This window comes from Coprococcus intestinihominis, from assembly GCF_040096555.1.
Lineage (GTDB): Bacteria > Bacillota > Clostridia > Lachnospirales > Lachnospiraceae > Coprococcus_A > Coprococcus_A intestinihominis.
In genome coordinates, this window is the sequence record NZ_JBBMEK010000470.1 from 1 (window position 1) to 1,106 (window position 1,106).

Here is a 1,106-nt window from a genome sequence, read left to right on the forward strand (position 1 = left end):
AACAGCGATGTTGAAATTATTGATGGAAGATAGGGCTGTGTATGAGCGCCTGGAAGAAAAATCCGCAGGAATTGAGCATGCTTTTAAGTCCGCTGTGGAAAAATATCATGTAAAGGCTCAGGTCAACAGAGTCGGCTCACTGATGAGCATTTTCTTTACAGATAAACCGGTGAAGAGCTTTGATGATGTCCGGACATCAAATCTGGCACAGTTTACACAGTATTTTAGAGTGATGAAAGCGCATGGCATGTATATTGCACCGTCTCAGTATGAAGCTTTTTTTGTCAATGATGCTTTGTCAGAAGCGGATTTGCAAAAGACAGAAAGTGCCATTGATGCAGCTTTGTCTCAGCCATTTGATCAATGCTGATTATCAGATAATAAGTGAAATACACGTTAAGTGTGCTTCACTTGTTTGGAGTTCAAAAGAAAGAACAGGTATAATTTATGAAAAGAATATTGTTGATGGTGTTGAAGCTTCTTGGACATGTGCCGGTCTGGTTCTGGCGTATTTGTTCTTTTGCGAAGGATACAGAGGAACAGCGGTACAGCATAGAGGAAAAATATAACTATATCCGGGAAATTGCCATCAAAGCCAACAAAGCAGGAAGAGTGACCATTGTCAGCAGCGGAGAGGAGAATCTGCCGGAAGAAGACGGTTATATTCTCTATCCGAATCATCAGGGAATGTTTGATGTGCTGGCTTTTCTTGAAACGATGAAGCGGCCTTTTTCTCTGGTGTTTAAACAGGAAGTGAAGGATATTATTCTGTTAAAGCAGATCAGAGAGGCACTTCACTATATTCCTATGGATAGAAGTGATATGAAACAGTCCATGAAGGTGATTCTGGAAGCTTCTAACCGGGTGAAAGCAGGAGAGAACTTTTTGATTTTTGCGGAGGGAACGAGGAGCCGGAATGGCAATGAAACCCTTCCTTTTAAGGCGGGCGCCTTTAAGGCGGCCACAAGGGCGAAAGCACCGATTGTTCCGGTGGCACTACTTGACAGTTATGCACCCTTTGACAGAAGTACCACAGAGCCTGTAACTGTGCAGATCCATTATATGAAACCGATGTATTATGAGGAATATGCCGGTATGAAGACAAC

Annotated in this window: 1 protein-coding gene and 1 pseudogene; both read left to right on the plus strand. The window is 42.7% G+C overall.

Features of this window, described 5'->3' with window-relative positions:
• Positions 1 to 370, plus strand: a pseudogene (locus WMO25_RS18265) (aspartate aminotransferase family protein); the annotation flags it as partial.
• A gap of 77 nt (positions 371 to 447) precedes the next feature.
• On the plus strand, positions 448 to 1,106 hold a 659-nt coding region (locus tag WMO25_RS18270), incomplete at its 3' end, for a lysophospholipid acyltransferase family protein (protein WP_349086670.1).